General features: G+C 70.7%; 27 protein-coding genes. 18 read left to right on the top strand and 9 right to left on the bottom strand.

What is annotated here, in order from left to right:
- Position 1: 1 nt before the first annotated feature.
- The 5 genes from C9F13_RS04805 to C9F13_RS04785 are packed head-to-tail and all read right to left on the bottom strand — an operon-like array spanning position 2 to position 5,433.
- Positions 2-271 (bottom strand): K+/H+ antiporter subunit F, encoded by a 270-nt coding sequence (locus tag C9F13_RS04805; protein ID WP_108445057.1) that lies wholly within the window; start codon positions 269-271, stop codon positions 2-4.
- On the bottom strand, positions 265-762 hold the full coding sequence (locus tag C9F13_RS04800) for a Na+/H+ antiporter subunit E (RefSeq protein WP_108445056.1): 498 nt from the start codon (positions 760-762) through the stop codon (positions 265-267). Before C9F13_RS04800 ends, C9F13_RS04805 begins: the two co-directional genes overlap by 7 nt.
- Positions 759-2,270, bottom strand: coding sequence for a monovalent cation/H+ antiporter subunit D (locus C9F13_RS04795; RefSeq protein ID WP_108445055.1), 1,512 nt, complete (start codon positions 2,268-2,270; stop codon positions 759-761). The genes C9F13_RS04800 and C9F13_RS04795 overlap by 4 nt, the downstream gene beginning before the upstream one ends.
- On the bottom strand, positions 2,267-2,605 hold the full coding sequence (locus C9F13_RS04790) for a Na+/H+ antiporter subunit C (protein WP_108445054.1): 339 nt from the start codon (positions 2,603-2,605) through the stop codon (positions 2,267-2,269). Before C9F13_RS04790 ends, C9F13_RS04795 begins: the two co-directional genes overlap by 4 nt.
- Positions 2,605-5,433 (bottom strand): monovalent cation/H+ antiporter subunit A, encoded by a 2,829-nt coding sequence (locus C9F13_RS04785; protein ID WP_108445053.1) that lies wholly within the window; start codon positions 5,431-5,433, stop codon positions 2,605-2,607. Before C9F13_RS04785 ends, C9F13_RS04790 begins: the two co-directional genes overlap by 1 nt.
- A gap of 263 nt (positions 5,434-5,696) precedes the next feature.
- Here C9F13_RS04785 and C9F13_RS04780 point away from each other — a divergent pair, with 263 nt between their 5' ends.
- The 12 genes from C9F13_RS04780 (at position 5,697) to rloA3 (ending at position 15,652) form a co-directional block, all read left to right on the top strand.
- On the top strand, positions 5,697-8,027 hold the full coding sequence (locus C9F13_RS04780; RefSeq protein ID WP_108445052.1) for a putative monovalent cation/H+ antiporter subunit A: 2,331 nt from the start codon (positions 5,697-5,699) through the stop codon (positions 8,025-8,027).
- Positions 8,020-8,454: a Na+/H+ antiporter subunit B gene (locus tag C9F13_RS04775; protein WP_108445051.1), complete on the top strand. Its 435-nt coding sequence runs from the start codon at positions 8,020-8,022 to the stop codon at positions 8,452-8,454. The genes C9F13_RS04780 and C9F13_RS04775 overlap by 8 nt, the downstream gene beginning before the upstream one ends.
- A gap of 9 nt (positions 8,455-8,463) precedes the next feature.
- Complete coding sequence (locus tag C9F13_RS04770; RefSeq protein WP_108445050.1) at positions 8,464-8,811, top strand: Na+/H+ antiporter subunit C; 348 nt, start codon at positions 8,464-8,466, stop codon at positions 8,809-8,811.
- On the top strand, positions 8,808-10,322 hold the full coding sequence (locus tag C9F13_RS04765) for a Na+/H+ antiporter subunit D (RefSeq protein ID WP_108445049.1): 1,515 nt from the start codon (positions 8,808-8,810) through the stop codon (positions 10,320-10,322). The genes C9F13_RS04770 and C9F13_RS04765 overlap by 4 nt, the downstream gene beginning before the upstream one ends.
- Positions 10,319-10,792, top strand: coding sequence for a Na+/H+ antiporter subunit E (locus C9F13_RS04760; protein WP_108445048.1), 474 nt, complete (start codon positions 10,319-10,321; stop codon positions 10,790-10,792). Before C9F13_RS04765 ends, C9F13_RS04760 begins: the two co-directional genes overlap by 4 nt.
- A 17-nt stretch (positions 10,793-10,809) precedes the next feature.
- Entirely contained in the window at positions 10,810-11,079 is a 270-nt protein-coding gene (locus C9F13_RS04755) for a monovalent cation/H+ antiporter complex subunit F (RefSeq protein ID WP_108445047.1), read from the top strand.
- Positions 11,072-11,476: a monovalent cation/H(+) antiporter subunit G gene (gene mnhG / locus C9F13_RS04750; protein WP_108445046.1), complete on the top strand. Its 405-nt coding sequence runs from the start codon at positions 11,072-11,074 to the stop codon at positions 11,474-11,476. Before C9F13_RS04755 ends, mnhG begins: the two co-directional genes overlap by 8 nt.
- Before the next feature lie 180 nt (positions 11,477-11,656).
- A complete protein-coding gene (locus C9F13_RS04745; RefSeq protein WP_108445045.1) occupies positions 11,657-11,809 on the top strand; it encodes a DUF2256 domain-containing protein in 153 nt (50 codons plus the stop codon).
- Positions 11,806-13,245 (top strand): DASH family cryptochrome, encoded by a 1,440-nt coding sequence (locus C9F13_RS04740; RefSeq protein WP_108445044.1) that lies wholly within the window; start codon positions 11,806-11,808, stop codon positions 13,243-13,245. Before C9F13_RS04745 ends, C9F13_RS04740 begins: the two co-directional genes overlap by 4 nt.
- Before the next feature lie 40 nt (positions 13,246-13,285).
- A complete protein-coding gene (locus C9F13_RS04735) occupies positions 13,286-13,741 on the top strand; it encodes a DUF3429 domain-containing protein (protein WP_108445043.1) in 456 nt (151 codons plus the stop codon).
- A 69-nt stretch (positions 13,742-13,810) separates the two neighbouring features.
- Entirely contained in the window at positions 13,811-15,076 is a 1,266-nt protein-coding gene (locus C9F13_RS04730; RefSeq protein ID WP_108445042.1) for a lytic murein transglycosylase, read from the top strand.
- Between the two features lie 21 nt (positions 15,077-15,097).
- Positions 15,098-15,652, top strand: coding sequence for a retropepsin-like aspartic peptidase RloA3 (gene rloA3 / locus C9F13_RS04725; protein WP_108445041.1), 555 nt, complete (start codon positions 15,098-15,100; stop codon positions 15,650-15,652).
- A gap of 63 nt (positions 15,653-15,715) precedes the next feature.
- Here rloA3 and C9F13_RS04720 read toward each other — a convergent pair whose 3' ends face one another.
- Positions 15,716-16,429, bottom strand: coding sequence for a 16S rRNA (uracil(1498)-N(3))-methyltransferase (locus tag C9F13_RS04720; RefSeq protein WP_108445040.1), 714 nt, complete (start codon positions 16,427-16,429; stop codon positions 15,716-15,718).
- Between the two features lie 110 nt (positions 16,430-16,539).
- Here C9F13_RS04720 and phaR point away from each other — a divergent pair, with 110 nt between their 5' ends.
- The 6 genes from phaR (at position 16,540) to coq7 (ending at position 20,808) form a co-directional block, all read left to right on the top strand.
- Positions 16,540-17,004: a polyhydroxyalkanoate synthesis repressor PhaR gene (gene phaR / locus C9F13_RS04715; protein WP_108445039.1), complete on the top strand. Its 465-nt coding sequence runs from the start codon at positions 16,540-16,542 to the stop codon at positions 17,002-17,004.
- A gap of 70 nt (positions 17,005-17,074) precedes the next feature.
- Positions 17,075-18,367, top strand: coding sequence for a phosphoribosylamine--glycine ligase (gene purD / locus C9F13_RS04710; protein ID WP_108445038.1), 1,293 nt, complete (start codon positions 17,075-17,077; stop codon positions 18,365-18,367).
- 37 nt (positions 18,368-18,404) lie between these two features.
- Positions 18,405-18,839: an acyl-CoA thioesterase gene (locus C9F13_RS04705; RefSeq protein WP_108445037.1), complete on the top strand. Its 435-nt coding sequence runs from the start codon at positions 18,405-18,407 to the stop codon at positions 18,837-18,839.
- A complete protein-coding gene (locus C9F13_RS04700) occupies positions 18,839-19,711 on the top strand; it encodes a phosphoribulokinase (RefSeq protein WP_108445036.1) in 873 nt (290 codons plus the stop codon). The genes C9F13_RS04705 and C9F13_RS04700 overlap by 1 nt, the downstream gene beginning before the upstream one ends.
- A 34-nt stretch (positions 19,712-19,745) precedes the next feature.
- Entirely contained in the window at positions 19,746-20,090 is a 345-nt protein-coding gene (locus tag C9F13_RS04695) for a histidine triad nucleotide-binding protein (protein ID WP_108445035.1), read from the top strand.
- Between the two features lie 73 nt (positions 20,091-20,163).
- On the top strand, positions 20,164-20,808 hold the full coding sequence (coq7, locus tag C9F13_RS04690; protein WP_108445034.1) for a 2-polyprenyl-3-methyl-6-methoxy-1,4-benzoquinone monooxygenase: 645 nt from the start codon (positions 20,164-20,166) through the stop codon (positions 20,806-20,808).
- A 126-nt stretch (positions 20,809-20,934) separates the two neighbouring features.
- On the opposite strand, the gene C9F13_RS04685 is transcribed toward coq7, so the two are convergent.
- The 3 genes from C9F13_RS04685 to C9F13_RS04675 form a co-directional block, all read right to left on the bottom strand.
- The gene (locus tag C9F13_RS04685) at positions 20,935-21,354 is read right to left on the bottom strand and encodes an OsmC family protein (protein WP_108445033.1); all 420 of its coding nucleotides are present in this window, start codon (positions 21,352-21,354) and stop codon (positions 20,935-20,937) included.
- 203 nt (positions 21,355-21,557) lie between these two features.
- On the bottom strand, positions 21,558-22,238 hold the full coding sequence (gene murU / locus C9F13_RS04680) for an N-acetylmuramate alpha-1-phosphate uridylyltransferase MurU (protein ID WP_108445032.1): 681 nt from the start codon (positions 22,236-22,238) through the stop codon (positions 21,558-21,560).
- Complete coding sequence (locus tag C9F13_RS04675) at positions 22,235-23,260, bottom strand: aminoglycoside phosphotransferase family protein (RefSeq protein WP_108445031.1); 1,026 nt, start codon at positions 23,258-23,260, stop codon at positions 22,235-22,237. Before C9F13_RS04675 ends, murU begins: the two co-directional genes overlap by 4 nt.
- Positions 23,261-23,333: the final 73 nt, after the last annotated feature.

Below are 23,333 nucleotides of genomic sequence, written 5' to 3'. Positions count from 1 at the left end.
CCTATTCGATGATGTCGCCGCGCAGGATGTACTTGCAGACCGCCACGGTGCTGATGAAGCCGAGCATGGCGATCAGCAGGGCCGCCTCGAAATAGGTCTTGGTGTTGAGCCACAGACCCATCAGCACGATCAGCGCGATGGAGTTCACGTACATGGTGTCCAGCGCCAGGATGCGGTCGGGCATGTCGGGCCCGACCGTCAGTCGATAGGCGTTCAGCAGGATGGACAGCAGGATCAGGGTGATGCTGATCTTCAGGGCGATGTCTAGCATTCGTAGATCTCCTTCAGCGGCCGCTCGTAGCGCTCGCGTATCGTCTCGATCAGCGCGTCCTCGTCCTCCATGTCGAGGGTATGGATCAGCAGCGACTTGCCGTCCATGCGCAGGTTGGCCGATACCGTGCCCGGAGTGAGGCTGATGGTGCTGGCCAGCAGGGTGATGGTGAAGCGCTCCTCCAGCATCAGCGGATAGACGACGAAGGCCGGACGCATGCGCTGGCGCGGGTTGATGATCAGCCAGGCCACCTGGATGTTGGCGACCAGGATGTCGACCAGCACGCGCGCCACGAAGCGCAGCAGCAGCCCCGGCTTCGCCACGTGGGGCTGGGCGTCCCAGAAGCGGTAGGTGGCCAGCGGGATGAGCAGGGCCAGCACCCCGCCCAGCAGGATCTGGCCCGGGGCGATGCTGCGGACCATCAGCAGCCAGACGACCAGCAGCAGGATCGACAGCAGGGGCAGGGGGAGCCAGCGGCGAGGCGTGATCATGGGGACTCTCCGGCATCAGACAGGACGGCGCGCACCAGCACATCCGGATCGGCCAGCTGGTCGGCGGTGGCACGGGTGTAGTCGCTGACCGGGCCCGCCAGGGCGACCAGCAGCGGCGAGGCGGCGAGCAGCCCGCCGGCGCCCAGCCAGCGCGAGCGCGACAGCGCCTCGCCGCTGGCCTCGCCGTCATGGCTGCGCCAGAACAGCGTCGAGCCGGCGCGCGAGAGGGCGACCAGGGCGGCGAGGCCGGTGCCGAGCAGGATCGGCCACAGCCACGGCTGCTGCCAGGGCGCGGCGGCATCCATCAGCAGCGCCTTGCCGAGGGCGCCGGACAGCGGTGGCAGGCCGGCCACGGCGATCGCCCCGACGAAGAACAGCCCGGCCAGCCGGCGGCCGTCGCGCAGCGGACGCCCCTTGACCAGCCGCGTGCCCGCCTTGCCCCGCTGCAGGCCGATCATCTCGGCGATCAGGAAGAGCGCGCCGGTGACGAAGGTGCTGTGCACCAGGTAGTAGAGCAGGGCGGAGACGGCCGCCGGCGAGCCCATGCCGATGCCGGCCAGCAGCGTGCCCACCGAGATGACCACCAGGTAGGCCACCAGCAGACGCAGGTCGCGGGCGGCCAGCACGCCGATGCCGGCCACCACCATGGTCGCCAGCGACAGCCACCACACCCAGGGGCGCTCGAGGGCCTCCAGCACGCCGGCCTGCTCGCCGAAGATCAGCGTGTAGACCCGCAGGATGGCGTAGATGCCGACCTTGGTCATGATCGCGAAGAGCGCGGCGACCGGGGCCGGGGCGGCGGCATAGGCGCGCGGCAGCCAGAAGTAGAGCGGCAGGATGGCGGCCTTGAGGCCGAACACCACCAGCAGCATCAGCCCCCCCGCGGTGACCAGGCCCGCGCGCTCGGCGGGCAGCTCCGCCAGGCGCACGGCCATGTCGGCCATGTTGAGGGTGCCGGTGGCGCCGTAGAGCACGCCCACGCTGATCAAGAACAGCGACGAGCCGACCAGGTTGAGCACCACGTAGTGCACCGCCGACTGGATCCGCGACTTGCCGCCGCCGTGGATCAGCAGCGCGTAGGAGGCCAGCAGCAGCACCTCGAAGAACACGAAGAGGTTGAACAGGTCACCGGTCAGGAAGGCGCCGTTGATGCCCATCAGCTGCAGCTGGAAGAGGCCGTGGAAGTTGCTGCCGCGCTCGTCGTCGCCGGCACAGGCGAAGATCACGCAGCCCAGCGCCAGCACCGCGGTGACCATGATCATCAGCGCCGAGAGGCGGTCGAGCACCAGCACGATGCCGAAGGGCGGCTGCCAGCCGCCCAGCGCGTAGTAGGTGACCTCGCCGCCGGCGGCCCGGGCCAGCATCACCGCGGCCACCGCCACCAGCAGGGCGGTGGCGGCGACGCCCACCGTGCGATGGGTGCGCATGGCGCCGTGCCGGCTGCGCAGCAGGATCAGTCCCACCACCAGGGGCAGGACGACGGGGAGAACGATCAGGTGCTGCATCACCGGTGAGGCTCCTCTCGCTTGCGACCGTCGACGTGGTCATTGCCCAGCTCGCTGCGGGCGCGCATGGCCAGGATGACCACGAAGGCGGTCATGGCGAAGCCGATCACGATGGCGGTCAGCACCAGCGCCTGGGGCAGGGGGTCGGCGAAATGGGACTGGCCGTCGATGATCGCCGCGGCGCCGGTCGTCAGTCCGCCCATGGAGAACAGGAAGAGGTTGACCGCATAGGAGAGCAGGGTCAGCCCGACGACGACCGGGAAGGTCCGCCCGCGCAGCGTCAGGTAGAGCCCGCAGGCGGTCAGCACGCCGGTGGTGATGGCGTAGAGGCTTTCCATCAGTGTTTCTCCTTGCTGGAACGGGACAGGTTCTCGTCGCTGGCCGGGGCGCCCTTGGCGGGGCTGTGGGCCGTGGTGACCTTGCCCAGGTTGGCGAGGATCATCAGGGTGGCGCCGACTACCGCCAGGTAGACCCCCAGGTCGAAGAGCAGGGCGGTGGCCAGCTCGAAGTCGCCGATCACCGGCAGGTGGAAGTGGCCGAAGGCCGAGGTCAGGAACGGCTCGCCGAACAGCCAGCTGCCGAGCCCCGTCAGGGTGGCGATGCCGACGCCGGCGATGGCCACCGGCTGGTACTCGAACTGCAGCCGCTCCTGGGCCCACTCCACGCCGCGCGCCATGTAGAGCAGGATCATCGCCACCGCGGTGACCAGCCCCGCGATGAAGCCGCCGCCGGGCAGGTTGTGGCCGCGCAGGAAGATGAACGCCGAGACCAGCAGCGCCAGCGGCAGCAGGGCCAGGGAGATGGAGGTGAGGATCGCCGGGTAGCGGTCCGGTGACCAGAGGCGGCCCTCGGTGTCGCTGTGGGGCATGAACAGGCGCAGGCGCCGCAGCAGCTTGAAGATGGCCAGTCCCGCCAGGGCCAGCACGGTGATCTCGCCCAGGGTATCGAAGCCGCGGAAGTCGACGAGGATGACGTTGACCACGTTGTGGCCGCCGCCGCCCGACACGCTGTTCTCGAGGAAGAAGCTCGAGAGGCTGGTGGTGTCGCGGGTCAGCACCGCGTAGTTGAGGCTGGCCACCGCCATGCCCAGGGCGCCGGCCAGCACGATGTCGCGCACGTGGCGCGCCGACGAGGTCTCGCGGGAGGTGCGCTGGGGCAGGAAGTAGAGCGCCAGCATCAGCAGGATCATGGTCACCACCTCCACCGACAGCTGGGTCAGCGCCAGGTCGGGCGCCGAGAAGCGGGCGAAGGTCAGCGACACGATGAGCCCCACCACCGAGAGCATCAGCAGCGAGATCAGGCGGTAGCGGTGGGTGGCGGCGGTGCCGATGCCGCCGAAGATCAGCAGGCCGGCGCCCACCAGCAGCACGCCGTCGACGGGCTGGTTGCCCTGGTCGCCGGTGAGCAGCGGCATGCCGGACAGGCCGAGCCCCGCCACCACCACCGAGGCCAGCAGCAGCAGCCCCACGTAGCGCTGCTGGGAGCCGTTGTCGATGCGCCGCAGCGTCGTCTCGGCCCGGTTGGAGAGCCGCTGCACGGCGCCCTCGAACACCAGGCGCGCGTCCACCGGGCGAAAGCCCTTCAGGAAGCGCTGCAGGTCGGCATGGCGGGCGTACATCGCCACGCCGGCGACCAGCGCCACGCCGCTCATGGCGAGCGGCAGGTTGACGCCGTGCCAGATCGCCAGGTGGAACTCCATCGTCTCGCCGAGCACCGGCGTGATCGCCAGAGCCAGCAGGCCCTCGGCCAGCACCGGGGCGAGGCCCACCAGCACGCAGATCACCACCAGCAGCGCCACCGGGGCGCGCATCAGCCAGGGCGGCTCGTGGGGCGACTTGGGCGGCGCCTCGCGGGCCGGCTTGTAGAACACCGCGTGCACCAGGCGCAGCGAGTAGGCCACCGAGAGGATGCCGCCCAGGGTGGCGAGCACCGGCAGCAGCCAGCTCAGCCCGCCGAGCACCGGGCTCGCCAGGGTCTCGGTGAAGAACATCTCCTTGGAGAGGAAGCCGTTGAACAGCGGCACCCCGGCCATGGCGGCGCCGGCCAGGGTGGTCAGCAGGGCGGTGACCGGCATGGCGCGGCGAAGCCCGCCCAGCCGCTTGAGCTCGCGGGTGCCGGTCTCGTGGTCGATGATCCCGGCGCACATGAACAGCGCCGCCTTGAAGGCGGCATGGTTGAGGATGTGGAAGAGCGCGGCGAGCACCGCCATGGGGCTGCCGATGCCCAGCAGCACGGTGATCAGGCCGAGGTGGCTCACTGTGGAGAAGGCCAGGATGCCCTTGAGGTCGGTCTTCATCAGCGCGAACCAGGCGCCGTAGAGCAGCGTCGCCATGCCGATCAGCGACACGACCACCGTCCACAGCTCGCTGCCGGCGATGGCCGGGTGCAGGCGGGCCATCAGGAAGATGCCCGCCTTGACCATGGTCGCCGAGTGCAGGTAGGCCGAGACCGGCGTGGGGGCCGCCATGGCGTGGGGCAGCCAGAACTGGAAGGGGAACTGCGCCGACTTGGTGAAGGCACCGAGCAGCACCAGCCCCAGCATCCAGGGGTAGCGCGGGTCGGCGAGGATGGCGCTGCCGCTGTCGAGCACCACCTGCATGTCGTAGCTGCCGACGATGTCGCCCAGCAGCAGCAGGCCGGCAAGCAGCGCCAGGCCGCCGGCGCCGGTCACGGTCAGCGCCATGCGCGCCCCCTTGCGGGCGTCGCTTCTGTGCGACCAGAAGCCGATCAGCAGGAAGGAGGAGAGGCTGGTCAGCTCCCAGTAGAGCCACAGCAGCAGCAGGTTGTCGGCCATCACGATGCCGACCATGGAGGCCATGAAGAGGATCAGGTAGGCGTAGAAACGCCCGAAGGGCTCCTCCGGCGACAGGTAGAAGTGCGCGTAGAGCAGGATCAGCAGGCCGATGCCCATGATCAGCAGGTTGAAGAGCACCGACAGGCCGTCCAGCCGGAAGGCGAGCTCGAGGCCGAGGGTGGGCACCCAGTCGACGGCGACGCGCAGCGTCTCGTCGGCCGCCAGGGTCGGCAGCTGGACGAGGGTCAGCAGCAGCGCCAGCGCGGGCAGCGCCGCGGTGGCCAGGGAGCAGAAGCGTCGCCCACGTTGCGCGGTGAACGCGGGCACCAGAACCCCCAGCAGGGGCAGCAGGGCTATCCACAGCAGTGTCATCGGTCGGTCATCCTGCGCGGGTTCGGAAACGGGGAGGGCGTCTCGGTCACGCGCCCGGGGAACAGGATGAGGCAGGCGATACGTCTTCGCCCCCGTCCCTGGGTCGAGGCCCCCCATGGTTTGGCTCCCTGCCACTTTAACGCAAAGCGAATTCCCTCGCTGCCTCCTTGCCTTTCAACACTTTGTCTCTCTAGAGTGGACGGACCTCAACTCGAGGGAGCGGGCCGCAATCGCGCGCTCCCCCGTCCCAGGGAGGGTGGCCGATGCAACTTGCCGTGCTGGGAGGCTTCGCGATGGCGGGCCTGGCCCCGCTGCTGCATCAGTGGTTCGGGGCCCGGACGCCGCGGCTGATGGCCCTGCTGCCTGCCGCCATCGCGGCCTGGCTGCTCGGCCAGTGGCCGGCGATCGCCGCCGGCGAGGTGCTGCGCCTGGAGTGGGCCTGGGTGCCGGGGCTCGACATCACGCTGACCTTCCTGATCGACGGCCTCGCCTGGCTCTTCGCCCTGCTGATCACCGGGATCGGCGCCCTGATACTGGTCTACTCCGGAGAGTACCTGCGCGGCCATCGCGACCTGCCGCGCTTCCTGGTGGTGATCACCGCCTTCATGATGTCGATGCTCGGCCTGGTGCTCGCCGACAACCTGGTCACGCTCTTCGTGTTCTGGGAGCTCACCAGCATCACCTCCTACCTGCTGATCGGCTTCAACCACACCGATCCCGCGGCGCGCAAGGCGGCCCTGCAGGGGCTCTTCGTCACCGTGGGCGGCGGGCTGGCGCTGCTGGCCGGCCTGGTCATGCTGGCCGGGGCCGGCGACAGCTGGTCGCTTGCCGAGCTGGTCCAGCGCGGCGAGACGCTGCGCGACCATGCGCTCTACACGCCGCTGCTGCTCTGCCTGCTGATCGGCGCCTTCACCAAGTCGGCGCAGTTCCCCTTCCACTTCTGGCTGCCCAACGCCATGGCGGCGCCCACGCCGGTCTCGGCCTACCTGCACTCGGCGACCATGGTCAAGGCGGGCATCTACCTGCTGGCGCGGCTGCATCCGGCGCTGGGCGGCACCGAGCTGTGGGTCACCAGCCTCTCGCTGGTCGGCGCGGTGACCATGGCCACCGGCGCCTTCCTGGCGATCCAGCACACCAACGTCAAGACGCTGCTGGCCTACTCGACGGTGATGGCGCTGGGCACGCTGACCCTGCTGCTCGGCCTCGGCACCCCCCAGGCGCTCACCGCCTTCGTGGTCTTCCTGCTGGCCCACTCGCTCTACAAGGGGGCGCTGTTCATGGTTGCCGGCATCCTCGACCACGAGACCGGCACCAAGGACGTCACCGCCATGGGCGGGCTGCGCCGGGCGATGCCGCGCACCGCCGTGGTCGCCGGCGTCGCGGCCCTGTCGCTGGCCGGGCTGCCGCCGCTGCTGGGCTTCGTCGGCAAGGAGGCGATGCTCGCCTCGGTGCTCGAGGCCGACGCCTGGCGGCCGCTGATCCTGCTGCTCGCCTTCACGGCGGCCTTCCTGACCCTGGCCGTCGCGGCCATCGTCGCCCTGCGCCCCTTCTTCGGCGCCTCGCGACAGACCCCCAAGGCCCCCCATGAGGCGCCCTCGGCGATGCTCGCGGGACCGGCGCTGCTCGCCGTGCTGTCGCTCGGCTTCGGCCTGGCGCCGGGCCTGCTCGACCCGCTGGTGGCGGTCACCCTGGCCGGCATCGGCGCGCCCGGGGCCGAGGTTCACCTGGCGCTGTGGCACGGGCTCAACCTGCCGCTCGTGCTGTCGCTAGCGAGCCTGGCGCTGGGCCTTCTCGCCTACCGCCACTGGGACCGGTTGCGCGCCCGGCTCGAGCGCCTCGCGCCGCTGATGGCGCGCGGCCCCGAGGCCGGCTACGAGGCGCTGATGGCGGGCATGGTGGCCGTCGCCGAGTGGCAGACCCGGCTGCTGCAGAACGGCCACATCCGCAACTATCTGGCCATGACCCTGCTGGTGCTGGTCGGCCTGGTCGGCCATGCGCTCTTCTTTCGCCACGCCTTCACCCTCGATGTCGCCCTGGAGGTCTACCTCCACGAGGCGGTGGTCGCCGGCCTGATGGTCGCCGGGGCCGTGGCGGCCTGCGTGATGCGCTCGCGCCTGGCGGCGGTGGCGGCGCTGGGGGTCATGGGCTTCTCCATCGCGCTGACCTTCGTGCTGTTCAGCGCCCCGGACCTGGCGATCACCCAGCTGCTGGTGGAGACCCTGACGGTCATCCTGCTGGTGCTGGTGCTGTTTCGCCTGCCGCACTTCGCCACCCTCTCGACGCCCCTGGAGCGGCTGCGCGACCTGATCGTCGCCGCGCTCACCGGCGGGCTGATCACCGCGCTGATGCTCGCGGTGCTCTCCGGGGAGCGCCTGCCGCGCATCTCGGACTACATGATCGCCAACAGCCAGCCGCTGGGCCACGGCCACAACATCGTCAACGTCATCCTGGTCGACTTCCGGGCGCTGGACACTCTGGGCGAGATGTTCGTCCTGGCGCTGGCGGCCATCGGCGTCTATGCCATGCTGCGCTTCCACGCCCGGGAGCACGAGCGCCGGCGCCCCGCGCCGCCGGGGGAGCGGGACGATGGCTAGGTCGGGCACCCTGATCCTCAACGCCGCGGCGCGGCTGCTGCTGCCGCTGCAGCTGCTCTTCTCGCTGTTCCTGCTGCTGCGCGGGCACGACGAGCCGGGCGGCGGCTTCATTGCCGGCCTGGTGGCGGCGGCGGCCTTCGCGCTCTACCTCTTCGCCTTCGGGCGTGGCCCCCTGAACCGGATGCTCACGGTGTCGCCCCGGGATCTGGTCGCCATGGGGCTGGTGCTCGGGGTGGGCTCGACGCTGCCGGCCTGGTGGGTCGGCGAGCCCTTCTTCACGGCCCAGTGGTGGACCATCCCGATCATCGACTTCAAGGCCTCGACGGTGCTGCTCTTCGACGTCGGGGTCTACCTGGTGGTGGTGGGCTCGGTGCTCACGGCGATCACCGCCCTGGTCAAGACCGACCAGCACGACGACGAACGCTGAGGAGGCGCCATGGAACCCCTGATAGCCGTCGCGATCGGCACGCTCTTCGCCGCCGCCGTCTACATGATGCTGCGGCGCTCCATCGTCAAGCTGGTGATCGGGCTGATGCTGCTCTCCAATGCCGCCAACCTGCTGATCTTCGCCACGGCGGGCATGGTACGCGGCGCCCCGCCGCTGGTGCCCGAGGGGCTCTCGGCGCCGGCCGGCGCGGTGGCCGACCCGCTGCCCCAGGCGCTGGTGCTCACGGCCATCGTCATCGCCTTCGGGGTGCTGTCGTTCTCCGTGGTGCTGGTGCGCCGCGCCTGGGAGATCGTGGGCGCCGATGACCTGGACAAGATGAGGGACACCGACTCGTGACGCCCCAGATCGCGCTGCCCATCCTCATCCCGCTGCTGGCGGGCGCCGTGTCGCTGCTGTTCTGGCGCTCCCGGAGCATGCAGCGCTTCCTCGCCGTGGCCGGCACCGGGAGCCTGCTGCTGACCGGGCTGTGGCTGCTGGCCACGGTGCAGCGCGACGGCATCCAGGTCATGCAGATGGGCGGCTGGACGGCGCCCTTCGGCATCAGCCTGGTGGCCGACCTGCTGGGGGCGATCATGGTGGTGCTCACCGGCATCATCGGCTTTGCCGTGGCGCTCTTCTCGTTGGCCACGGTGGGGCGCGGCCACGAGGCCTACGGCTACTTCCCGCTGATGCACCTGCTGCTGGCCGGGGTCGCCGGGGCCTTTCTCACCGGGGACATCTTCAACCTCTACGTCTGGTTCGAGGTGATGCTGGTGGCCTCCTTCGCGCTGCTGATCCTCGGCAGCGAGAAGGCGCAGATGGAGGGGGCGATCAAGTACGTCACCCTCAACCTGGTCTCCTCGGTGATCTTCCTGGTCGCCGTGGGGCTGCTCTACGGCATGGTCGGCACGCTCAACATGGCCGACATCGCCCGTCGCCTGGCGACGCTTCAGGACGATGGCATGGTCGACGTCCTGGCGATGATGTTCATGGTCGCCTTCGGCATCAAGGCGGCGGCCTTCCCGCTCTTCTTCTGGCTGCCGGCCTCCTACCACACGCCGCCGGTGGCGGTCTCGGCACTGTTCGCCGGCCTGCTGACCAAGGTTGGGGTCTATGCGCTCTACCGGGTGTTCACGCTGATCTTCCACCACAGCCCCGGCTACACCCACGAGATCCTGCTGTGGGGGGCGGGCTTCACCATGCTCTCCGGGGTGCTCGGCGCGGCGGCGCAGTTCGAGTTCCGTCGCATCCTGTCGTTCCACATCGTCAGCCAGATCGGCTACATGATCCTGGGGCTGGCGCTCTTCACGCCCCTGGCGATCATCGGCGGGGTCTTCTACATCATTCACCACATCATCGTGAAGACGAACCTCTTCCTGGTCAGCGGCATCGTCCATCGGCTGCGCGGCACCTACCAGCTCAAGTCGCTGGGCGGCCTCTATCGCAGCCATCCCTGGCTCGCCGTGCTGTTCCTGATCCCGGCGCTGTCGCTGGCCGGCATGCCGCCGCTCTCGGGCTTCTTCGCCAAGTTCATCGTCATCCGCGCCGGTATCGAGGCCGAGGCCTATGGGGTGACCTTCATCGCCCTGCTGGTGGGGCTGCTCACCCTCTACTCGATGATCAAGATCTGGGCCGAGGTGTTCTGGAAGGCGGCGCCGGAGACGCGGGACGCCCCCCCGCCGGCCGTCGCCCCCCGGGCGATGTGGCTGATGTCGGCGACGGTGTCGGGCCTTGCGCTCTGCACGCTCTACATCGGCCTCAACGCCGGGCCGATCTACGCCCTGGCCGAGGCCTCGGCCGGCCAGCTGCTGGCACCCGAGCGCTACATCGAGGCGGTGCTCGGCGCGGCGGGGGAGGGCACGCCATGATCGGGGCCGCCTGGAACCTGATGCTCGGCTTCGCCTGGATCGTGCTGACCGGCGACTTCAGCGGCCGCAACCTGCTGGCCGGGCTGCTGTTCGGCTACCTGGTGCTGGCGCTGATCCAGCCCCAGGTGCCGGCGCTGGCCGGGCACGCCCAGCGCCTGCCGCGGCTGATCCGCTTCATCGGCTTCTTCCTCAAGGAGCTGGTGATGGCCAACCTCAAGGTCTCCTACGACATCATCACCCCGACCTGGTACATGAAGCCCGGGGTGATCGCCATGCCGCTGCGGGCCACCACCGAGTTCGAGATCGCCCTGGTCGCCAACCTGATCTCGCTGACGCCGGGCACCCTGAGCCTGGACGTCTCCGACGATCGCCGCGTGCTCTACATCCATGCCATGTTCCTGGACGACGAGCCGGCGCTGCGGCGCAGCCTGGCCGAGCTCGAGCGCCGGGCGCTGGCCCTGTTCCACTAGTGAGAGGAGGTGATCCGGTGTCCCCCGTGATCCTTGTGAGCCTGGCGGTGATGGTCCTGGCGCTCTGCCTGGCCTTCGTGCGCCTGTTCCGCGGCCCCAGCCTGCCGGACCGGGTGGTGGCCCTGGAGCTCTTCTCGTCGATCCTCGTCGGCATCATCGGGGTGGTCGCCATCGCCACCGACGTGCCGAGCCTGCTGGACGTGGCGATCGTCATGGCGCTGATGGCCTTCATGGCCGCCATCGGCTTCGCCCGCTTCCTGGAGCGTGGAGGGCCCCGCGATGATTGAGCACCTCGTGGGCGGCCTGGTGCTGGCCGGCGCCTTCTTCATGTTCCTGGCGGCGCTCGGGGTGGTGCGCCTGCCCGACCTGCTGACCCGCATGCACGCCACCACCAAGGCCGCGACCCTGGGCACCGCCCTGATTATGCTGGCAGTGGCGCTGCACTTCGCCGAGGTGGCGGTGGTGGCGCGCGCCTTCGGGGTGATCCTCTTCATCATGATGACCGCCCCGGTGGCGGCCCACGTGATTGGCCGGGCAGGCTACATCGTCGGCGCCCGGCTGTGGGCGGGCACCGTCAAGGACGAGCTGAAGCCCCACTTCGACCCCCTGACCCGCGATTTGCGCAGCGGCACGCCGGCCGAGGAGCAGGAGCGCCGTCCCCCCGACGACCCCGGCGCCTCCTGAGCGCCACGCCGCCTGACCCACCCGCCATGGGGCCGCCTTCGGGCGGCCCTTTCTCGTCTTGGGCCGTCCCCCACGACCGGCGCGTTGAACGCCTCGCGGTCTCGGGGTGGTCGCGGAGCGTATTTATTTGTACAAATGCTGTACTATTAAATCACGCTGTCCACGTATGAGGCTGCCCCCATGCACCGCAAGCCGCATCTCCCGCACAAGGTCTGCGCCCACTGCGCGCGCCCCTTCGCCTGGCGACGCAAGTGGGCACGCTGTTGGGACGAGGTTCGCCACTGCAGCGAGCGCTGTCGCCGCGAGGCCCGCCGCCAGGAGCGAGCGTCATGAGCCGGACCCTGATATGGCTGCGCGGCGACCTGCGCCTGGCCGACAATCCGATGTTCGCCTTCGACGCGCCCCCGGAGGCGCTGCTCTGCGTGTTCGCACTGGATGAGGCCTGGCTCGCGCCGCTGCCCGGCCTCGAGGCGCCGCGCATCGGGCCGGCGCGCCTGCGCTTTCTGTGGGAGAGCCTGATCGCGCTGCGCGGCGAGCTGCTCAGGCGCGGCAGCGACCTGCTGGTGCGCATCGGGGAGCCCGTCGAGGCGGTGGCGGGGCTGGTCGACGATTACGCCATCGACGAGGTGCGGGTGCGCGCCGAGCCTGGCTGGGAGGAGCAGCGGGCCGTCGCACGGCTGGCCGCGCGACTGGGCGATGAAGTGGCGCTGCGCCGCCTCGATGCCGGCACGCTGCTGGACGAGGCCTCGCTGCCCACGGCGCTCGCCGAGCTGCCGGGGAGCTTCTCGGCATTTCGCCGCCGGGTCGAGCGCGCCGGCTCGTTCCCCGAGGCCGCACCGGCACCGGTGACCCTGCCCGGCTGGCCGGAGGGGGCGCCGCGCGGCTTCCCGCCGCTCGGCAAGGTGTGCGACCGGGCGGCCGACTGGGCACCGGACGCGCGCGGCGAGTTCGCCTTCGCCGGCGGCGAGGCGGCGGGCTTGGCGAGGCTCGATCACTACCTGTGGCAGAGCGGGGCCATCGCCCGCTACAAGCAGACCCGCAACGGCCTGGTCGGCGCCGACTTCTCCACGCGGCTCTCCCCCTGGCTTTCCCACGGCTGCCTGTCGGCGCGCCAGGTGCGCGATGCGGTGGTCGCCTGGGAGGCCCGGCACGGCGCCAACGAGTCGAGCTACTGGGTCGTCTTCGAGCTGTTGTGGCGCGAGTACTTCCACTGGGCGGCGCGCCAGGAGGGCGCGGCGCTCTATGGCGCGCGCGAGCTGCCGGCGCCGGACGACGGCTTTCGCGCCTGGCGCGAGGGGCGCACCGGCGTGCCCTTCGTGGACGCGGCGATGCGCGAGCTGGCCGCCACCGGCTGGCTCTCCAACCGCGCGCGCCAGAACGCGGCGAGCTTTCTGGTCAACGAGCTGGCCGGCGACTGGCGGCTGGGGGCGGCCTGGTTCGAGGCCTGCCTGGTCGATTACGATGTGGCCAGCAACTGGGGCAACTGGCGCTACGTGGCCGGGGTGGGGCGCGATACCCGGGAGCGCTGGTTCAACGTGCTCAAGCAGGCCAGGGACTACGACCCCGCGGGCGCATACGTCGCCCACTGGCAGCCCGAGCTCGCCGAGCTGCCGCCCGGCCAGGCCCGGCACCAGCCCTGGCGGGCGGCCCCCGCGCGCTTCGCCTCGCCCGTGGCGGAGGCGCCGGGCTGGCGCGACTGGCTGCTGCCCCGGGAGGATGACCCCGCAGCGGCCCCGGGCGTGACGACCCGGCCGCCGTCGCCCTCCTGATCCCCATCGCCGCCATCTTCCACTCGCCCGAGGAGCCGTCATGACGCTCAACGCCACGCCCCGCCTGCCCTGGATGCTGGGTCTGGCCGGCCTGATCCCCTTCCTGGCGACCGCCGCGGCGACCTGGCTGGCGCCGATCGCCTGGCAGGTCGTCGCCATCCGCGCCTTCCTCGCCTACGCCGCGGTGATCCTCTCCTTCCTGGGCGGGGTGCAGTGGGGCGTGGCGATGTGCCGGGAGCGTCCCGGCGAGGCGCCGTTCCGGGCGCGCATGCTGCTCGCCATGGTGCCGAGCCTGCTGGCCTGGCCGGCGCTGCTGCTGCATCCGCTCACCGGCGCCTGGGTGCTGGCCGCGGGCTTTCTGCTGGTGCGCTTCCACGAGTACTCCCGGGACGGCCGGACCCAACTCCCCGACTGGTACCAGGCCCTGCGTACGCTGCTGACCCTGGTGGTGCTGGCCTGTCATGGCCTGGTGATCTGGCGGCTCCTGGGAGCCTGATCGGGCTTTTCTGGCGCGCGGTTCTGGGCGATGATCGGCCGGTTGATGGACCCCGCCTCAGGAGCAACGATGAAACGGATGCTGACCCCCCCTCTGCTGCTGGCCCTGCTGGCCGGCTGCCAGGCGTCCCCGCCCAGCGAGGCCCATGCGGCCCCGGAGGAGGCGCGTGACGCGGCGACCACGGTGGCTGTCGCCGAGTCCGCCCAGCCGGCCGCCGCGGCGAATTTCCAGGAGTGGCTGGCACGCTTCCGGCGCGAGGCGCGCGCCGAGGGCATCGCCGAGGCGACCCTGGCGCGCGCCCTCGAGGGACTGCGCTATCGCCCGCGGGTGATCGAGCTCGACCGCTCCCAGCCCGAGTTCGTGCGGCCGATCTGGCAGTACCTGGACAGCGCCGTCTCGGCGACCCGAGTCAGCACCGGGCAGGCGCGGCTCGCCGAGCATCGCGACACGGCCCGCGAGATGGAGCGCCGCTACGGGGTGCCGGCCGAGGTGATCGTCGCCATCTGGGGCATCGAGAGCAACTACGGCGGCAACTTCGGCGACTTCTCGACCCTGGAGGCGCTGGCCACCCTGGCCTACGACGGTCGCCGCCGCGACTTCGCCCGCAGCGAGCTGCTCGCGGCGCTGCGCATCCTCGAGGCGGGGGACATCTCGCCCGAGCGCATGATCGGCTCCTGGGCCGGGGCCATGGGCCACACCCAGTTCATCCCCTCGAGCTTCGAGGCCTACGCCGTGGACGGCGACGGCGACGGGCGCCGCGACATCTGGGGCAGCATTCCCGACGTCATGGCCTCCACCGCCCACTATCTCGACCGCGCCGGCTGGCAGGCGGGTGCGCCCTGGGGCGTCGAGGTGCGCCTCCCCGACGGCTTCGACTACGCCCGCACCGAGCTTTCCCATCGCCTCTCGAGTGCCGAGTGGGCCGAGCGGGGCGTGCGCACCCTCGGCGGCGCGCCGCTGCCCGACTTCGGTGCCGCCTCGGTGATCGTGCCCGCCGGCGCCGAGGGCCCGGCCTTCCTGGTGGGACCCAACTTCCGGGCGATCCTGCGCTACAACAACGCCACCAGCTACGCCCTGGCGGTGGGGGTGCTCTCCGACGAGATCGCCGGCCGTGAGGGGGTGGTACAGGCCTGGCCTCGGGATCAGCAGCCGCTGAGCCGCAGCCAGGTGCGCGAGATGCAGCGCCTGCTCAACGCGCGCGGCTTCGAGGTGGGCACGCCGGATGGCATCATGGGCCCCAACACCCGTCGTGGGCTGCGCGCCTTCCAGGACGCCATCGGCGTCACGCCGGATGGCTTCGCGACCCTCACCCTGCTCGAGCGCCTGCGGCGCTGAGCCCCTGTTTCGGAGGTGATCATGATCCCGACCCGAGTCCGTCCATGGCTGCTGGCCGCCCTGCTCTCGAGCGCGGTGCCGGCGGTCCTCGCCGATGACGATGCCGACCGTGTGTTCGGCTGGGTGGAGAAGGCGACCCTGGAGCCCTGGGGCGTCGAGGTGAAGGCCAAGCTCGACAGCGGCGCTTTGACCTCGTCGCTGGACGCCCGCGACATCGAGCTCTTCGAGAAGGAGGGCGAGGAGTGGGTGCGCTTTCGCCTGAAGCTCGAGGACGAGGCCAGCGGCGAGCTCTTCACCGAGCGCATGGAGCTGCCGCTCTACCGCGACCTGCGGGTGCGCGGCGCCGGCGGCGTCGACGAGCGGCCGGTGGTGCTGATGGAGGTCTGCCTGGGCGATACCGTCTACGAGGAGCAGTTCGGGCTGCGCGACCGCGAGGAGATGAACTACCCGCTGCTGCTCGGACGCCGCTCCATCGGCCATCTCGGCCTGCTCGACGTGCGCGAGACCTTCATCACCGAGCCCGACTGCGGCGAGGACGCCCCCTTCGTGCCCCACGACCCCGACGAGGCGGAGTAGCGCCGCCGTCGTCCCTCGCGGCCGGTCCCGGCCGCGAGCCGGGGCCAGGGCTCAGACCAGGGCTCAGAAGAGCCGGGCGAGCAGGGCGGTGACCGCGGTCTCCACCCGCAGGATGCGCGGGCCCAGGTGGATGCCCTGGCAGCCGGCCGCCAGCAGCCGCTCCACCTCCCAGGGGATGAAGCCGCCCTCCGGCCCCACCAGCAGCAGCGCCGGCTCGTCGAGGCCGCGGGGGCAGTCCTCGGCCATGCCCGGATGGGCCACCAGGCCGCGGCGCCCCTCGAGCAGCCCCGGCAGCTGGTCCTCGACGAAGGGGCGAAAGCCCTTGGCCAGGGTGACCTCGGGCAGTCGGGTGTCGCGGGCCTGCTCCAGGCCCAGCACCAGGTGGCGGTGGATCTTCTCGGCCTCGAGCTCCGGCGACTGCCAGTAGCTCTTCTCCACGCGGCGAGTGTTGAGCAGGGTGATTCGCTTCACGCCGAGCGCGGTGACGTGCTCCAGGCTGCGCGCCAGCATCCGCGGCCGCGGCAGGGCGAGCACCAGGTGCACCGGCAGCGCCGGGGGCGGCGGCTGGTCCAGCCCGGAGACGTCGAAGGTCGCCTCGTGATCGTCCAGGGTCAGCAGCTCGCCGCGTCCAAGCGCGCCCCCCGCGATGCCCAGCGTCAGGGCGTCCCCGGGACGCGCGCGATGGACCTCGCGCAGGTGCGCCAGCCGGCGCGGGTCGCGGACCCGGGCCAGGCGGTGGTCTTCGACGTCCTCGGGGGAGAGCAGGATCAGGTTCATGGCGCCTCGTTGCGTTGGGACTGAATGGGGGCGATGCCTTGCATGGATGGTGTCGCGGTGCACAATAGCGCTACGGGGGCAGCCGCCCTCACCGAACAAGGAGCAGCGCCGTGCGCGTGATTCGCAAGTATGCCAACCGCAGGCTCTATGATACCGAACAGAGCCGCTACGTGACCCTCGAGGATCTGCGCGGCCTGATCCTCGACGAGGTGCCCTTCCGGGTCGAGGACGCCAAGAGCGGCGAAGACCTGACCCGCACCATCCTGCTGTCGATCATCATCGAGCAGGAGCAGGCCGACGGCGACGCCCAGGTGTTCTCCAACGACCTGCTGGCGCAGTTCATCCGGGTCTACGACATGGCCCAGCCGCTGCCCCTGGCGCGCTACCTGGAACAGGGCACCAAGCTGATGCTCGAGCAGCAGCACCGCATGCAGGACCAGTGGCAGCAGGCCATGCGCCACTCGCCCATGGAGCTGATGCGCGAGATGGCCGAGGAGAACATGAAGTTCTGGCAGAAGACCATCAGCCAGGCCGGCAGCACCAGCGACGACGACTCGGGAAAGGGCCAGTCGTGAGCGGCGCCGCGCGCCACTTTCTGACATAATGCCGCGACGTTTCTTGCACGGTTCTGAGGTAGTCAAGCGGATGAAGGTCCTGATCATCGGCGGCGGTGGCCGCGAACACGCCCTGGCCTGGAAGGTCGCCCAGTCATCCCGAGTGGAGACGGTCTTCGTGGCGCCCGGCAACGCCGGCACGGCCCGGGAGCCGGGCCTCACGAACGTCGCGATCGGCGTCGACGACCTCGACGGCCTGGTGGCCTTCGCCCGCGACGAGGGCGTCGAGCTGACCATCGTCGGTCCCGAGGCGCCGCTGGTCGCGGGCGTGGTCGACCGCTTCCGCGAGGCGGGCCTGGCGATCTTCGGCCCCACGGCCGGCGCGGCCCAGCTCGAGGGCTCCAAGGCGTTCACCAAGGACTTCCTGGCCCGCCACGCGATCCCCTCCGCCGACTACCGCACCTTCACCGCGGTGGAGCCGGCGCTTGAGTACCTGGCCGAGAAGGGCGCGCCCATCGTCATCAAGGCCGACGGCCTGGCGGCCGGCAAGGGCGTGATCGTGGCGATGACCCTCGCCGAGGCCGAGGCGGCGGTACGCGACATGCTCGAGGCCAACGCCTTCGGCGACGCCGGCGCCCGGGTGGTGATCGAGGAGTTCCTGCAGGGCGAGGAGGCGAGCTTCATCGTCATGGTCGACGGCGAGACCATCCTGCCCATGGCCACCAGCCAGGACCACAAGCGCGCCTTCGACGGCGATGCCGGTCCCAACACCGGCGGCATGGGCGCCTACTCCCCGGCGCCGGTGGTCACCGACAGCGTCTACGAGCGCATCATGGCGCGGGTGATCCGCCCCACGGTGCAGGGCATGGCCGAGGAGGGGCACGCCTACACCGGCTTCCTCTACGCCGGTCTGATGATCGACGCCGAGGGCAACCCCAAGGTGATCGAGTACAACTGCCGCTTCGGCGACCCCGAGACCCAGCCGATCATGCTGCGCCTGCGCGCCGACCTGGCCGAGCTGTGCCTGGCCGGCGCCCGCGGCGAGCTCGGCGGGCTCGCCTGCGACTGGGACCCGCGTCCCGCGGTGGGCGTGGTGCTGGCCGCCGGCGGCTACCCCGGCAGCTACCGCAAGGGCGATGCCATCGACGGGCTCGAGGCCGCCGAGGCCACCGGCTGCAAGGTCTTCCATGCCGGCACCGCCGAGCAGGACGGCCGGGTGGTCACCGCCGGCGGTCGGGTGCTCTGCGTCACGGCGCTGGGCGACGACGTGGGCGCGGCCCGCGACCTGGCCTACCTGGGGGTGGCCGAGATCGACTGGCCCGAGGTGCTCTACCGCCGCGATATCGCCCACCGGGCCATCGCCCGGGAGCGCGGGGACGCCTGACGACGAACGACGCCCAACAACAATGACAGGAGCGAGGATGGAGCGTGTCCGACTGAGCTTTCCCGTCGACGAGGTGATGCACCGTCACCCGCTGACGGTGCGCATCACCGACATGAACTACGGCCGCCACCTGGGCCACGATGCGCTGATCTCGCTGCTGCACGAGGCGCGGGTCGCCGCGCTGGCCGACCGGAGGCTCTCCGAAGGGGACCTCGGCGGCTTTCCCTGCGTGGCGGCGGATCTCGCCGTGCAGTACCAGGCCGAGACCCGCTGGCCGGATGCGCTGATGGTGGAGACCGCCATCCCGGCGCCGGCGCGCAAGGCGATCAGCGTCTACCACCGCATCCTGCGCGAGGCCGACGGCGCCACGGTGGCCACCGCCCGGATCAACTTGATGCTGGTCGACCCCGCCACCGGCCGCCCGGTGGCGGTCCCCGATGTCGTGCGCGACGCCCTGGCGGGGGCACGCTGATGTCGCGGGAGTATCCGATCATCGCCCTCACCGGCTCCTCCGGGGCCGGCACCACCACGGTGAAGCGCACCTTCGAGCGGATGTTCGCCCGGGAGGCCGTGCACGCCGCCTTCGTCGACGGCGACGCCTTCCACCGCTATACCCGCCAGGAGCTGGCGCAGCTCCTCGTCGACGAGCCCGACCGCAAGGACGAGCTCTCCCACTTCGCGGTGGAGGCCAACCTGCTCGACCGGCTCGAGGCGCTGTTCCGGGAGTACGGCCAGACCGGCAACGGCTCCTACCGGCACTACATCCATGCCGAAGACAAGCAGATGATCGAGGCCGGCTACCAGGTCGGCACCTTCACCGAATGGCAGTCGCTGCCCTGTGGCACCGACCTGCTGTTCTACGAGGGGCTGCACGGGGGGCTGGTCACCGCCGAGCTCGACATCGCCCGCCACGTCGACCTGCTGGTGGGGGTCGCGCCGACCATGAACCTGGAGTGGATCCAGAAGATCGACCGCGACATGCGCCACCGGGGCTACTCCCAGGAGGCGGTGATCGACACCATCCTGGGGCGCATGGACGACTACGTGCGCTACATCCAGCCGCAGTTCTCGCGCACCCACATCAACTTCCAGCGGGTGCCCACGGTGGACACCTCGAACCCCTTCGAGGTCCAGGACATCCCCACCGACGCCGAGTCCTTCGTGGTGATCCGCTTCCGCGACCCGGCCACGGTGGACTTCCCCTACCTGCTGGCGATGATCCAGGATGCCTTCATGAGCCGCCCCCACACCCTGGTGGTGCCGGGCTCGCGGCTGTCGCTGGCCATGGAGCTGATCCTCGGCCCGCTGGTGCGCCACCTGCTCGCCCAGCGGCGCTTCCGCTGACTTAGGCCCGACCCTCACCCAAGGAGAACCGCCCATGGATTGCCTGTTCTGCAAGATCATCGATCGCGAGATTCCCGCCGACATCGTCTATGAAGACGAGCATGTGCTCGCCTTCAACGACATCAATCCCCAGGCGCCGACCCACATGCTGATCGTGCCCAAGCGCCACATCGCCACCCTCAACGACATCGAGGAGGAGGGCGACCTGGCGCTGGTGGGGCGCCTGCAGTACACCGCTGCCAGGCTCGCGGCCGAGCAGGGCTTCGCCGAGGACGGCTATCGGGTGGTGATGAACTGCAACGACCACGGCGGCCAGACCGTCTATCATATTCACATGCACCTGATGGGCGGTCGTCGCTTTACCTGGCCGGCTGGCTAGCCGGCGCCCTGCGGCCCAGGCCGCGCGCGACCCGGCGTACGACGCATCAGGTGCATTCTCGAGAGATCCCGTCATGACCCGCTCCCTAACCCGTGCCGACAACCTGATCCACCAGTTCGATACCGTGCTGAGGACCCTGGTGCCCCACGCGGCGAGCCCCTCGCGTCCCTCGCCGGCGACGCCGGCGGTCCACGACGAGCCGCTGAGCGAGGAGGAGCGGCGCCACGCCGCGGGGCTGATGCGCATCAACCACACCGGCGAGGTGTGCGCCCAGGCGCTCTACCAGGGCCAGGGGATGACCGCCAAGCTGCCCGAGGTGCGCGGCCAGATGGAGCAGGCCGCCCAGGAGGAGATCGACCACCTGGCCTGGTGCGACGAGCGGCTCCAGGAGCTCGACGCTCGCCCGAGCCTGCTCAATCCGCTCTTCTACGCGGCCTCATTCGGCCTCGGCGCCGCGGCGGGCGCCGTCGGCGACCAGGTGAGCCTCGGCTTCGTGGCCGCCACCGAGGAGCAGGTCGGCCACCACCTGGAGGAGCACCTGGTCAAGCTGCCGGCGGGCGATCATCGCTCCCGCGCCGTGCTGCGCCAGATGGCCATCGACGAGGCCCACCACGCCCAGCTGGCGCTGGAGGCGGGGGGCAGCCGCTTCCCCGCGCCGGTCAAGCTCGGCATGAAGCTGATGTCCAAGGTGATGACCACCAGCGTCTATCGCGTCTAGGCGTGATCTCCCGTTAGGCCGAGCGCGCCGGACCGGCGCCATCGGCACATAAAAGACCCCGCCAGGCGAACCTGGCGGGGTTTTTCGTGGCGGCCGGTGACGGGCCTGGGCCGTGACGGCCGGCCCTCACTCCTCGACGATGGTGAAGGAGTGTGTGATCTCCACGCCGCCCTTGACCAGCATGATCGAGGCGCTGCAGTACTTGTCGGCGGAGAGCTCCACGGCCCGGGCCACCTGCTTCTCCTTGAGGCCGCGGCCGCTCACGGTGAAGTGCACGTGGATCTTGGTGAAGACGCTCGGCGTCTCGTCGCTGCGCTCGGCCTCGAGGCTCGCCACGCAGTCGGTCACGTCGGCCCGGGCCTTCTCGAGGATGTTGAGGACGTCGAAGGAGGTGCAGCCCCCCATGCCCATCAGCAGCATCTCCATGGGGCGCGGGCCGGTGTTGCGGCCGCCGTGGTCGGGCGGGCCGTCGATGACCACGCTGTGGCCGCTGCCGCTCTCGGCAACGAATTGGCGTCCGTCGGTCCATTTCACGCTGGCTTTCATGGGGCAGGCATCCTTCGGTTGTGTTCGGTGACAGCAGGTCCGGCAGCATAGCAGCTGCCGGGCGGCGGCTCAGCCCCGTTCGCGTGACGCTGAAGCGGTTCCGGCGACAGGCCTACGAGGGGGCGCTGTGAACCCTTCCCTGGGCGCTACCGACGCCTTCCCTGGCGTAGGACCCCCTCTTCGGCCTGTCCCCGGCGCTTCGCTCAGGTTTCTGAGCGAAGCGATGCGCGAAGACCTTGATCCAGTGCCCTCAGCCGCTGCGGCGTGCCGACGTCGACCCAGGCGCCGCGGTGGTGGGTGCCGCCGATGCGATCCCCGGCCATGGCGTGCCGGAGCAGCGGCGCCAGGGCGAAGGCCCCGGGCGCCTCGTCGGCCACCAGCGCCGGGTCGAGCAGGCTGAGCCCGGCGAAGGTGAGGCGCGGCGTCCCCTCGGCGCGCACCCGGTCGCGGGCGTCCAGGTGGAAGTCGCCCTCCGGGTGGTGGTCGGGGTTGTCCACCAGCACCAGGTGGGCCAGGTCGTCGCCCAGGTCGGGTAGGCGCGACGGACAGAGGTCGCACCAGACGTCGCCGTTGATCAGCAGGAAGGGGGCCTCGCCTAGTAGCGGCAGCGCCTGGCGGATGCCGCCGCCGGTCTCCAGCGGGGTCGCCTCGCGGCTCCAGGCGATGGACACGCCATGGTCAGTGCCGTCGCCCAGGGCGTCGATGATCTGGTCCGCCCGGTAGCTGACGTTGATCACCACATCAACGATGCCCGCTGCGCGCAGGCGCTCAAGGTGATGGACGATCAGCGGACGGCCGGCCACCTCGAGGAGCGGCTTGGGGCAGTGGTCGGTGAGCGGGCGCATGCGGGTGCCGAGCCCCGCGGCCAGGATCATCGCCTTCATGCGTGCTCCTCCAGGCGCGCCGCCAGCGCTGGACGGAAGGTCTCGGCGAGCCAGGCGCGAAAGGCCGCGTGGCCGGGCAGGCCGGCGAGGCTCTCCTCCAGGTGGCCGAGGAAGTGCGGCAGGCGCTCGAGATAGCCCTGGCGTCCGTCGCGCAGGGTCAGTCGGCAGAAGATGCCGAGCACCTTGAGCGAGCGCTGGGCGGCCATGGCCTGGGTGCCGGCGAGGAAGGTCGCGGCGTCGACCTCCTCGGCCAGCCGGCCGTCGGCGATGGCGCGCACCCGGAAGGCCTCGGTCCAGGCGGCGAAGCGCCCCGGGGCGAAGCGGCAGTAGCGCCCGCGCAGCAGCGAGATCAGGTCGTAGCTGATGGGGCCCGCCACGGCGTCCTGGAAGTCGATCAGGTAGAGGGCCTCGTCCTTGACCATCAGGTTCATGGCGTCGAAGTCGCGATGCACCGCGACCACCGGCTGCTCGAGGGCCGAGGCAATCAGCGCCTCGCGCAGTGCCGCCCACTCGGGCGGCGGGGCGAGGCCCTGCCACTCCCCAAGGCACCAGTCGGGGAAGAGGTCCAGCTCGCGGCCGAGCAGGGCGGCGTCGTAGGCGGGCAGGCCATCGACGGGGGCGCGGTTCTGCAGCTCATGGAGCAGGTCGAGGGCGCGCTCGTGCCAGGCCAGGGTCGCCGGAGCCTCGTCGCCCGCGAAGAGGTCCTGCAGCGGCGTGTCGCCCAGATCATCGAGCTCGAGGAAGCCGGCGTCGAGGTCCACGCCGTGAAGGGCCGGCACCGGCAGGCCGGCCGTCCCCCACTGCTCGGCGATGGCCACGAAGGGGGCGCTGTCCTCCTGCTCGGGCGGGGCGTCCATCAGGACGCGAGTGGTGCCGTCGGGCAGCGTCAGGCGGAAGTAGCGCCGGAAGCTGGCGTCGCCGGCGGCGAAGCGCAGGGTGACCGCCTCCGGGGAGAGGCCGTGGCGCCTGGCCGCCCAGGCCTGCAGGCGCTGCGTTCGCGTGGGATCGGTGGCCTCGGGCATCGTCGTCTGGCTCCTGGTGAGGGGGCGGGTACGGTTGACGGCCCCGTGGGGGCCCCGCATGCTGAGCTCCCGA

The organism is Halomonas denitrificans, from assembly GCF_003056305.1.
In the GTDB taxonomy this organism is placed as follows: Bacteria; Pseudomonadota; Gammaproteobacteria; order Pseudomonadales; family Halomonadaceae; genus Halomonas; species Halomonas denitrificans.
The sequence above is the reverse complement of the archived record's forward strand: the minus strand, read 5'-3'. Positions and strand labels throughout refer to the sequence as shown.

Coding starts and splice junctions, on each gene's coding strand:
- C9F13_RS04805 (WP_108445057.1), bottom strand. CDS start 271: ATGCTAGACATCGCCCTGAAGATCAGCATCACCCTGATCCTGCTGTCC.
- C9F13_RS04800 (WP_108445056.1), bottom strand. CDS start 762: ATGATCACGCCTCGCCGCTGGCTCCCCCTGCCCCTGCTGTCGATCCTG.
- C9F13_RS04790 (WP_108445054.1), bottom strand. CDS start 2,605: ATGGAAAGCCTCTACGCCATCACCACCGGCGTGCTGACCGCCTGCGGG.
- C9F13_RS04785 (WP_108445053.1), bottom strand. CDS start 5,433: ATGACACTGCTGTGGATAGCCCTGCTGCCCCTGCTGGGGGTTCTGGTG.
- C9F13_RS04780 (WP_108445052.1), top strand. CDS start 5,697: ATGCAACTTGCCGTGCTGGGAGGCTTCGCGATGGCGGGCCTGGCCCCG.
- C9F13_RS04775 (WP_108445051.1), top strand. CDS start 8,020: ATGGCTAGGTCGGGCACCCTGATCCTCAACGCCGCGGCGCGGCTGCTG.
- C9F13_RS04770 (WP_108445050.1), top strand. CDS start 8,464: ATGGAACCCCTGATAGCCGTCGCGATCGGCACGCTCTTCGCCGCCGCC.
- C9F13_RS04760 (WP_108445048.1), top strand. CDS start 10,319: ATGATCGGGGCCGCCTGGAACCTGATGCTCGGCTTCGCCTGGATCGTG.
- mnhG (WP_108445046.1), top strand. CDS start 11,072: ATGATTGAGCACCTCGTGGGCGGCCTGGTGCTGGCCGGCGCCTTCTTC.
- C9F13_RS04745 (WP_108445045.1), top strand. CDS start 11,657: ATGCACCGCAAGCCGCATCTCCCGCACAAGGTCTGCGCCCACTGCGCG.
- C9F13_RS04740 (WP_108445044.1), top strand. CDS start 11,806: ATGAGCCGGACCCTGATATGGCTGCGCGGCGACCTGCGCCTGGCCGAC.
- C9F13_RS04735 (WP_108445043.1), top strand. CDS start 13,286: ATGACGCTCAACGCCACGCCCCGCCTGCCCTGGATGCTGGGTCTGGCC.
- C9F13_RS04730 (WP_108445042.1), top strand. CDS start 13,811: ATGAAACGGATGCTGACCCCCCCTCTGCTGCTGGCCCTGCTGGCCGGC.
- rloA3 (WP_108445041.1), top strand. CDS start 15,098: ATGATCCCGACCCGAGTCCGTCCATGGCTGCTGGCCGCCCTGCTCTCG.
- C9F13_RS04720 (WP_108445040.1), bottom strand. CDS start 16,429: ATGAACCTGATCCTGCTCTCCCCCGAGGACGTCGAAGACCACCGCCTG.
- purD (WP_108445038.1), top strand. CDS start 17,075: ATGAAGGTCCTGATCATCGGCGGCGGTGGCCGCGAACACGCCCTGGCC.
- C9F13_RS04705 (WP_108445037.1), top strand. CDS start 18,405: ATGGAGCGTGTCCGACTGAGCTTTCCCGTCGACGAGGTGATGCACCGT.
- C9F13_RS04700 (WP_108445036.1), top strand. CDS start 18,839: ATGTCGCGGGAGTATCCGATCATCGCCCTCACCGGCTCCTCCGGGGCC.
- C9F13_RS04695 (WP_108445035.1), top strand. CDS start 19,746: ATGGATTGCCTGTTCTGCAAGATCATCGATCGCGAGATTCCCGCCGAC.
- coq7 (WP_108445034.1), top strand. CDS start 20,164: ATGACCCGCTCCCTAACCCGTGCCGACAACCTGATCCACCAGTTCGAT.
- C9F13_RS04685 (WP_108445033.1), bottom strand. CDS start 21,354: ATGAAAGCCAGCGTGAAATGGACCGACGGACGCCAATTCGTTGCCGAG.
- murU (WP_108445032.1), bottom strand. CDS start 22,238: ATGAAGGCGATGATCCTGGCCGCGGGGCTCGGCACCCGCATGCGCCCG.
- C9F13_RS04675 (WP_108445031.1), bottom strand. CDS start 23,260: ATGCCCGAGGCCACCGATCCCACGCGAACGCAGCGCCTGCAGGCCTGG.